The sequence below is a fragment of the Flavobacterium sp. T12S277 genome (assembly GCF_048514875.1).
Classification (GTDB): domain Bacteria; phylum Bacteroidota; class Bacteroidia; order Flavobacteriales; family Flavobacteriaceae; genus Flavobacterium.
This window is the reverse complement of the sequence record NZ_JBLYEG010000031.1, coordinates 1-10,501: the sequence shown is the minus strand read 5'-3', so window position 1 is coordinate 10,501 and position 10,501 is coordinate 1. Positions and strand designations below refer to the sequence as shown.

General features: G+C 38.0%; 5 protein-coding genes. 3 read left to right on the top strand and 2 right to left on the bottom strand.

Annotated features, from left to right (window positions below; all coding sequences use genetic code 11):
• Nucleotides 1–506: 506 nt before the first annotated feature.
• Genes ACN1CN_RS22215 through ACN1CN_RS22205 form a run of 3 tightly spaced genes read left to right on the top strand, consistent with a single transcriptional unit; the run spans nt 507 to nt 7,632 of the window.
• Nucleotides 507–3,533, top strand: coding sequence for a SusC/RagA family TonB-linked outer membrane protein (locus ACN1CN_RS22215; RefSeq protein WP_419137798.1), 3,027 nt, complete (start codon nt 507–509; stop codon nt 3,531–3,533).
• An 18-nt stretch (nt 3,534–3,551) separates the two neighbouring features.
• Complete coding sequence (locus tag ACN1CN_RS22210) at nt 3,552–4,982, top strand: RagB/SusD family nutrient uptake outer membrane protein (RefSeq protein WP_419137796.1); 1,431 nt, start codon at nt 3,552–3,554, stop codon at nt 4,980–4,982.
• Nucleotide 4,983: 1 nt separating this feature from the next.
• Nucleotides 4,984–7,632, top strand: a complete 2,649-nt coding sequence (locus tag ACN1CN_RS22205; RefSeq protein ID WP_419137794.1) for a S9 family peptidase — start codon at nt 4,984–4,986, stop codon at nt 7,630–7,632.
• A gap of 78 nt (nt 7,633–7,710) precedes the next feature.
• Here ACN1CN_RS22205 and ACN1CN_RS22200 read toward each other — a convergent pair whose 3' ends face one another.
• Nucleotides 7,711–7,992 carry a DUF6520 family protein gene (locus ACN1CN_RS22200; protein ID WP_419137792.1) on the bottom strand — a complete coding sequence of 94 codons (282 nt, stop codon included), beginning with the start codon at nt 7,990–7,992 and terminating at the stop codon, nt 7,711–7,713.
• 95 nt (nt 7,993–8,087) lie between these two features.
• On the bottom strand, nt 8,088–9,599 hold the full coding sequence (locus tag ACN1CN_RS22195; RefSeq protein ID WP_419137790.1) for a MauE/DoxX family redox-associated membrane protein: 1,512 nt from the start codon (nt 9,597–9,599) through the stop codon (nt 8,088–8,090).
• Nucleotides 9,600–10,501: the final 902 nt, after the last annotated feature.

The following is a 10,501-nucleotide window of genomic DNA, read 5'->3' as shown; positions in this document are numbered from 1 at the left end:
TCTTATTAGTGTCTTTTTAATAAAATTTTGTATATTTGGGAAATAATTTAAATTAAATACCATGAAAACAATTAAAATAAATACTATGGAAATATTATATCACAAAACTAAAGGGCTCACTTATTTGCGTGTGGGTATACCAGTACCTCGTGAGCAATAAGCTGAGTTCCGCGCCTCTTTTTTTTGGGCTCTATTCCAGATTTTCCTCAGTTTTATTCTTAGCGTACTTCATTATTTAATGGTCTCGTAATTAATTATTATTTAACCAATAAACCTACATGCTTATGAAGTAAAAAAGATTAAAGCCATTTTAATGCCTGTGCTGTCCTTACATTTTGAGTTAGTCATTGTACAGTTGCAGGCTATAAAACTGGTAAATTTTGTAGTGATGTCTACATGCTTCCAAATGGATATCGCACAAAAAAAGGCCCTCTAACCCGTCGACAAACTAGTATAGAGGACCAAAGCTAATAAAACTAACGTCTCATTAAAACTAACCCAATATTATGAAAACTTTTTCATTAAATAAAGGGTTGGCGGCACTTTGGTATCCGTTTATTTTCGGGTTTTACCTCTTTTGTACGCCAGCCTTAGCACGGAACCCCTTGCGGTTTTCCGTTTCACAACAACAATCGCAGGTCACGGGTACAGTGACCGATGGTACAAATCCCCTTCCCGGGGTTAGTATTACAGTCAAAGGCCAACAAAAAACAGTCTTTTCGGATTTCGATGGCAAATTTTCCATAAATGTATCTCATAGCGACACTCTTATTTTTACTTACCTTGGTTTTAAGACTGTAACAATTATTGTTGGGGATCGCAAAATAATTAATGTGCAAATGCGAGAAGATGCGACTTCCTTACTGGAAGTCAAGATTAATGCAGGTTATTATTCTGTAAAGAACAGTGAACGCACCGGAAGCATTTCAAAAATCAGTTCAAAAGATATCGAAAAGCAGCCTGTCACCAATGTGCTTGCGGCTATGCAGGGACGCATGGCAGGTGTTAATATTACTCAAAATACAGGTGTAGCCGGAGGCGGTTTCGATATACAAATCAGAGGACAGAACAGTTTACGCTCTGATGGGAACAGACCGTTATATATTATCGATGGCGTTCCTTACTCCTCGGATGCTGTAGGTTCTGATCTGACAGGAATTGTTCTGCCCGGTCCAACGAGTCCTTTAAGCAGTATCAATCCAGCAGATATAGAAAGTATTGAAGTCCTTAAAGATGCAGATGCAACCGCTATTTATGGTTCAAGGGGAGCTAACGGAGTGGTTCTTATAACCACTAAAAAAGGCAAGGAAGGCAAAACAAGATTTACTGCAAATGTATCGGGTGGTTTTGGATCAGTGACACGCATGATGGAACTTTTGAATACACAGCAGTACCTGCAAATGCGGCGAGAAGCCTTTATCAATGATGGTATCCCTTACGGCCCAACCGATTATGACGTCAATGGAACATGGGATCAAAACCGTTATACAGATTGGCAAAAAGTACTCATTGGAGGAACTTCAGAGATTAATGATGTGCAGGCATCTGTATCAGGAGGCTCATCTGGGACACAATTCCTTATCAACGGTAATTTTCATAAGGAAACTACAGTTTTCCCCGGAAACTACAATTACCGTAAAGGAAATTTGCATGCAAATCTGAACCATGAATCCGAAAACAAAAAATTTCATATCAATTTTTCTATGGGCTACACGGCACAGGAAAATAACCAGCCGGGAATTGATATAACCCAACAAGTTATTCTTCTACCACCCAATGCTCCTGCATTGTATGATGAAAATGGCAATTTAAACTGGGAAAACAGCACTTGGAATAATCCCATGAGTAATCTGGAAGGAAAATACACTTCAAGATCTAACGACCTTTTTGCCAATAGCTTACTATCTTATAATATCCTTCCCAATTTAATTGCTAAAGCGAGTTTTGGTTTTACCGATACGCGTTTTGATGACAGTCGGACTCAGCCCTCCAGCATGTATGATCCTGCTTATGGATTAGGCAGTGAATACTCCTCAATTTATGTCAATAACACTACCAGAAAATCATGGATTATGGAACCCCAAATATCATGGTCGAAAAAATTTGGCAAAGGGAAAACCGAAATCCTTATTGGCAGTACATTTCAACAGCAGACTGCGAACCAATTGGTACAGGAAGCGGACGGATTTAGCAGTAACGGCCTGATTTATAGCCTTTCTTCAGCCTTTCATGTATTTGATTTGGTAGATAGTGAATCGATCTATAAATATCAAGCTTTTTTCGGGAGGGCTAATTTTTCATGGAATGAGAGGTACATCTTAAATCTTACCGGACGCAGGGACGGTTCAAGCAGATTTGGCCCCGGAAGACAGTTCGCAACTTTTGGAGCAATTGGAAGCGCATGGCTGTTTTCAAATGAAACATTCGTAAAAGAGAACCTTGGTTTTTTAAGTTTTGGAAAATTAAGAGTCAGTTATGGTACTACCGGAAATGATCAGATTGGGGACTACCAGTTTTTAGACACTTATGGTTCATCGGGAAACAATTATGGTGGTATAAATGGTCTGGAACCAACACGTTTGTTTAATCCCAATTTTGGCTGGGAGACCAATAAAAAATTAGAACTGGCATTGGAAACCGGTTTTTTAAAAGACCGCATATTTCTAACAGTGGGCTGGTACAGCAACTGTTCTTCCAACCAATTGGTCGGAATTCCACTCCCTGCTACAACTGGATTTAATTCGATACAGGCAAATTTAGATGCTACCGTTCAAAACAGAGGGATCGAGCTTATCCTTAGAACGGTAAACTTTCAAAAAGAATCCTTTAACTGGACAAGCAGTTTTAATTTGACAATCGCCCGCAACAAACTGTTGTCTTTTCCCGATCTGAAAGGCTCAACTTATGAGAATCAGTATGTAATAGGCCAGCCTTTAAATATTAAGAAATTATACCATTACACAGGAATAGATCCTACAACAGGAATTTACCAGTTTGAGGATTTCAATGCAGACGGTTTAATTACATCGCCGCAGGATAAACAGGCTATCCGTGATTTGAATCCAAAATATTTCGGTGGATTTCAAAATACCATTACCTATAAAAACTGGCAATTGGATTTTCTTTTTCAGTTTGTCAATCAGCTGAACTATAACGGATCATATAGTACTGGACTACCTGGCGCTATGGCCAATCAGCCTGTGCAGGTCATGAACCACTGGCAAAACCCCGGAGATACTGCCACCTATCAACAGTACACCACAGGGGTAAATAGTGAAGCTATGGATGCATTTTACAAGTTTTATGCCAGTGATGCCATGATAACGGATGCCTCTTACATACGGCTTAAAAATTTGTCATTGTCTTATACTATCCCTGAACAGTGGCTTAAAGGAGTAAAATGCCGATTGATATTTCAGGGACAGAATCTTTTCACGATCACTTCCTATAAGGGTGCTGACCCCGAATCCAGATTCACAACAAGCCTTCCACCTTTAAAGGTATTTACAACCGGGCTTCAGCTTACTTTTTAACTTCTTAATTTAAACATTATGAAAAAGAAATCATTTTTACGTTTTATCCAAAACTATAAAATCAAAATAGTAAACCACAGGCTTCTAATAGGATTACTTGTGTCCTGTATGGTGCTTCTGGGCGGCTGTGATAATTTTGTTGAGGTTGACCTTCCGTCCTCACAACTAACGGCAAACGCCGTTTTTCAGGACAGGGCTACCGCAAATGCAGCTATAGTAAGTATTTATACTAAAATGCGCGACGATGGTATTTTAAGTGGAAGCGTTGCAGGAATCTCCAATCAAATGGGAAACTATGCGGATGAACTTGTGTATTACGGCGATATTTCCGGAACAACCCGAAACTTTTACAACAATACCCTACTTGCTTCCAATTCGGAGGTCTTTAACTGGTGGAGCAGTAGTTATAACCAAATTTATGCTGCAAATGCGATTATTGAAGGGGTGAATGCTTCCACAGCACTTAATACAGTCGATAAAAGCCAGCTTACCGGTGAGGCTTTGTTTGTTAGATCGCTACTGCATTTTTACCTTGTCAATCTCTATGGTGATGTTCCTTATATCATCTCTACAGACTATCAGCTAAATAAAGTGGCGCACAGAATGCCTTCTGCTGAGCTGTATTCCCATATCATAAGTGATCTGGAACTGGCCGTTTCATTATTACCTGAAGATTATATTTCCAGTGACCGTGTGCGTCCGAATAAATCCGTAGCGATGGCACTATTGGCGAGGGTTTATCTTTACAAAGGCATGTGGGCAGAAGCGGCAAATGCGGCTTCTTATACCCTAAACAATACCGGGGTATACGCTTGGGAAACCAATCTGGATGCGATATTCTTAAAAGAAAGTACCACCACGATTTGGCAGTTTATGCCGAAAACCAGTGGACAAAACACTCAGGAAGGCGAAACATTCATCTTTACCGCACCACCGCCATCACTAGTGGCTTTAAGTACAGGACTTATGAGTGAATTTGAAACGGGAGACGAGCGAAAGAATCATTGGACTCATGCCATTACCAATGGTACGGACACTTGGTACCATGCCAATAAGTACAAACAGAAATCAAACACTCCGAGTTCCTTGGAGTATTCTATAGTATTTCGTTTGGCAGAACAATACCTGATTCGCAGTGAAGCCCGCGCACAGCAAGGTGATCTTATTGGAGCAAAAGAGGATTTGGATAAAATCAGAAACACGGCTGGCCTTGCACCCACAACAGCGGTGAGTCAGCAAGATATACTGAGCGCCATATTACATGAGAGAAGAGTGGAGTTTTTTACAGAACTCGGACACCGCTTTTTCGATCTAAAGAGAACGAATCATTTGGATGCAATACTCTCACCAGTAAAAGTTGGCTGGAATACTACAGACAGATTACTTCCACTGCCTGAATCGGAACTTTCACTCAATCCGAATCTTAATCCTCAAAATCCGGGTTACTAAAATGAAATATAATAACATAAAATATAACAGGAAAACTGGCGCTCTAAGAAATAGAGTGCCGGTTTTCTATATGGTAATAACCGCTTTACTACTCTCATTTTTTGGTTTCGCGCAAAACAATTCTAAAAAGCAGCTTACGGCTACCGATTATCACTTATGGAGTTATCTAAAAGTCGAGAAACTCTCTGAAAACGCAAAATGGGTGAGTTTTTCCATTTCGTATGAAAATGGCAGTGACACCTTATTTGTTAAAAATAGTAAAGGAACAAGAACCTTTAGTTTCCCTGGAGCAAGCAAAGGAGAGTTTAGTGGAGACAATCGGTTTTGTATGATGAGTGCAAAAGAAGAATTGAAAATTGTCGACTTGCTTACATCCAAACAGGAAATTATACAAGGGGTAATCAAGTACGATTTGAAGACGGATACCAAAGATATAATCATTTTAAAACGGGAAGCTGAAGGGAAAAAACAATTGGAACTAAAAAATCTAGCCACTAATCAATCTGTGGTTTTAAATGATATTGGTAACTACTGGTACAATCAAAAGACCAGTGCAATAGTATATACTACAAAGTCCGGGAATGCAACAACAATTGCTATCATGAATCTAAGCGATAAGACAATAAGCGTAATAGCGAGTAGTATTAATTCAGTTGAATATTCCGATATCGTTTGGCAGGAAAATGGAAATTCCGTTGCTTTTTTAGAACAGCCTCTGGACAATAAAACCGCTCGTACCTGCATCGGTTATTACAAAATTTCGGAACATGAATTATCCATTTTCAATCCTGTTTTACAAGAAGATTTTCCAATAGACATGCAAATTATTTCCTCGTCTTTTGCCAATCTACAGATTGCTAAGGATGGACAAAGAATATTTTTCGGATTACAGAAGACTATTATACCACCCGATATTACTCAGGTTCAAATTTGGAGCACGGCAGATAAATTTATTTATCCATCAAAAGTCCAGATTGACGGCTGGGATAAAATAGCCAAAGTAGCGGTATGGTGGCCCCGGCAGAATAGATTTAGCTGTATTACTAACGATGAACTCCCGCACCTGATGTTAAGCGGAGACCAAAAACAAGCCTTGCTTTACAATCCACAACAATATGAACCGCAGGCAAATTATGATGGCAATTTGGATTTTTATATTTCGGAACTGGAAACGGGAAATCGGAAATTAGTGCTTCAAAATCAGTCAGGAAATTCTCAGTGGACTTCTGTGTCTCCCGGCGGAAAGTATGTGGTTTATTTTAAAAACAACCATTGGTGGGTTTATGATATACTGACGGGACTGAACAGGAATCTCACCAAAGAACTTGGAGTGTTTTTTTCAGATAATGAGTCAGACTGTCCTGAAGAAGCAAGCCCTTTTGGTAATCCGGGATGGATAGAAGGAGATAAAACACTTTTTGTTTATGACAAGTATGATATCTGGAGCCTTGCCAGTGACGGTTCAGCTGCTTTACGATTGACTAGGGGACGCGAAAATAAAACTACCTATAGGATTGTTTTCCAATCTAAGGAAGAGTCCAATAAAATGAATTATGATGGTACTTATAAAGGATTAATTGGATTTAATGACAGATTACTGATTAAAACTGAGTCGTTGGAACATACAGGATATTGTTTTTGGGATAAGGAAAATGGTTTACAGCCCTTATTGGACAAGAAAATGCACACCAGCCAGTTTATAACCTCTGTAAAGAGTGAAGCTTACGTCTATGTTGAGGAAAACTTTAATTCACCCCCGAGGTTACTATTTAAAGAGAATCGAAATTCAAAAGAAAAAGTACTGTTTCAAAGCAACCCACAGCATTTTAAATACAATTGGGGAAGCTCCAAGCTGATAACCTATACCAACTCCAATGGCACGGTTTTAAATGGCGTTTTATTCTATCCGGCAAATTATCACGCTACTACAAAATATCCTATGGTGGTGCATGTGTACGAAAAGCAATCAAAAGAATTGTATAACTATGTGAATCCATCCAAAAACAACCCAACAGGATTTAATATTGCCAATTTTACTTCAAGAGGATATTTCGTGTTTTTACCCGATATTGTTTATGAAATTGGAAATCCGGGATCTTCGGCAGTAGATTGTGTTGTTTCCGCTACCAGAAAAGTCATTGCCTGTGAATCATCCATTGACAGTACTCGAGTAGGTCTTACTGGTCATTCTTATGGCGGGTATGAAACGGATTACATAATTACACAGACTAACATGTTTAAAGCCGCAGTGGCAGGCGCAGCTATTACAGATTATGTAAGCGGTTATCTGTATATATCGGATATGCAAAAGCCTAATTTTTGGCACTATGAATTCGGTCAATTAAGAATAGGTAAATCGCTTTATGAAGACTATACAAGATACCTGCATAATTCTCCCATATATCATGCCGACAAAGTAAGCACACCTCTGTTGTCATGGGCTGGCGAGCAGGACTACCATGTGCATTATTATCAGAGTATTGAGTTTTATTTGGCGCTCAGACGGCTCGGAAAGATAAATACGATGCTGCTTTATCCCGGAGAAGAGCATGTACTAATAGAAGAAAAGCATCAGCAAGATTTAACTCAAAGAATTGAACAGTGGTTTGACTATTATTTAAAAGGAGAAAAAAAGCCACAATGGTTTTAAAAAAATAAGACAGCCAATCATAAAAAAACAATGCAGTTCCCATAAGGAACTGCATTGCCATTTCTACAAGCAATGAAATCAAGGTTTGTAAACCGGAACCTTACATTCGTTAGCCGAATTTTTACCAAATAATTGCGCACCAGTTGGCAGCAAACCAACTCTACAGATGGTTCCATTATTGGTTGTTGAACACATATCATGCTCCTCACAAGAGGTTGCTTCAGGGTTCAGTTTGATGTACCCACGAATTGGCGCTGCTGCTTTAGAACGCACATTCATGGCATGGGTTGTATAAGCACCTGCTACCGCAAGAGCAAATACTGCAACAGGTAAAACCTGTTTTGCAAAATTTGTTTTCATGATTTATAATTTTAATGTTAGCGATCTACTCTTTCACAGGTTTTCGATCTTTTCCCTGACACAGCGCTGTATATTTTCATAGAGTGATTTCAGTTTTATTTTTGATACGAGTTTGTGAGTTTCCTGCTTAATTTATAATGAACCAAATACGGTCCTATAAATCCATAAAAATTGTCATTGAGAATAAAGAAATTTTTTAGCTTATCATTTTTAATATGGTAGATGTAAAAGCTACCCTGATAGGAATTGGTATTAAGATCGTATATATCAATTACACTGGCATCCTTCCACATTTCAGCAGGTTCATATTTTCCCAACAGTGCTGAATTGACAAATAATAAATTTTTACAAACGGCACTTGTTTTATTGACAATTACAGGAGGTGCTGAAAATTTCATTTCCTGCTGGCTTGCCACAGTAGTCACTTTAATTTGGGCTTTACTGATGGTGTCTATGGTCTTGCCACGATAGTTTAAATTAAGCGCCTTGTCCCCTACAATAAACTCATTGCGGTAGAGATAAATGTAGACCAGCTTTTGAGTGTCTTGATTGTAATGCAAGGTTCCATCGACATCAAAAATTCCATCAATCTGTTTTTGTAACAGGCTTGTATTGAAACGTGTTTTTGGTTTGCTGCCAAAATGAAGAGACCCCAGTACACTTTCCCCATTTATATTACTGTTGGAGCGGAATGCTAATGTGAGCGAATCCATGAGCTGATAATGGGAAAAAGTTGTAGCCCCGTTCCATTTTACATAGCCTTTCCAGTTGTTTATATTTCCTTTAAAAATAACAGGAACATATCCGTCAATAAGATAAAAATTCGGAGGTGAAACTCGGATTTGGACGGACTGGAATAAAAAATCTGTCCTATTGGGGTGAATCTTAAATTCATTTTTGTTCTGTAAGGCTGTATCGAGCATTGTCACTAATAATGGCGCAGTATGACTGCCTAGGTATATCTTGTCTTTTGAAGCTCCGGCAAAATAATAGGAACTAAACTTTAGATTGATATCATTAACTTTTACAGCATTTCCGGGAAAACGGCGAACAAAATTATTTCGGTGATGAATGATGTCTTCTGACAACATAAATAGCAGGGCAACAATACCAATACTAAAAAGAACAGTTAACGAAAAGGCACTGGCGAGTGCAGCAGGCTTTGAAATTAGGTGCACTTTTGGCACCCCTACGGCCAATAGCAGGATACCTGCTGCTGCCAGCATTATGAAAACTAAATTAAAAAAAAGATGTTCTGTCCATCCTAACTTTTCAAGAATTCCTCCACAGGAACAAGGGACAAAGGAGCTGTAATTTAAAATAATGAAAATGTATGCGGTAAACATAATCATTAGACCCAGCGCACCAAAAAGACCAATAATCCTCCATCTTTTTGAAACGATAAGCAATGCGATAAATAATTCCAGCATCGGTACCATCCATGCAATTACTCCTGCAAAAGCACTTAATAAAGGGGATTGCCCCAATTGTACGCGGAAGTTCTCAAAGTCAAGCAATTTACTTACCGCCGCATATACAAATAGCACTACATATAGGAAGGAGATTACTTCTATAAAAATATACTTATATCGTAGGTTAAATTTCATTGTAATGTAATTGAAAATTTGTGATGTAAAATTGTATAAAATAAATAATTAACTCTTGTCAATTCGGGATAATCGTATGCCAAAAACGGACAGCAACTGCCATCTATGACTTTCGTTGAATAACAAAATTTTCAAAATCTAATATTTTGCTTATGGATGCATATATAAATAGTAAAATATAAAGCCGTCAGATTATAGTGATTATATTGTTTTAAAAAATTCTGCTGTTTTCATGTTTTCACTTTTAAGCTTTTAACGAATCACGGCTGACAATAAGGTAAAGACATACGAAATCAGCCTAACCTTGATAGCTTAAGCGCTGTGTAACAATCATATTGTTAGTGTTTTGTAAGTGCTAAATTAGTTCGATCCCTTTGAAGTCTAGTTGCCAAAATCCCGCCAAGTTATATCATTTTCAGTCATTTTATCATTTTTGCCAAAAAGTAAGACATAAAAAGGCTGGAATATGTCAACATAGTGTAAAAAAACTTTGTATCCTATCACGCAATAATGACATGCGCGCTTATCAAATCAGCCTGATTTATGCAATCTAAGAACAACTAATTATCACATTGTAAATGTTTTATAGGGCTAAATTAAGTCAATATTTTTGAAGGATTGTTACGAAAAACGATCCAAAATTTGTAAAAAACGATCCATTTTTGATCGTTTTAAAATGGACACATAATTACTAAAAAAACGACTTTGGAGTTTTTTTCAGCCCCCTGCAAGGGCAAGTGGTTTTGAGCTGCGGAAAGTATTTCAAGCAGCTTAGAACACAACTTGCCATTACCTTTGTGGTAATATTTTTGCAAATACATTTTTTATTTTTATCTCTTCTAAAAGCGGTTAAAGGGTGAACATAACAACTTGCTAGAATTAAAAGTTCTTTACACGGCATT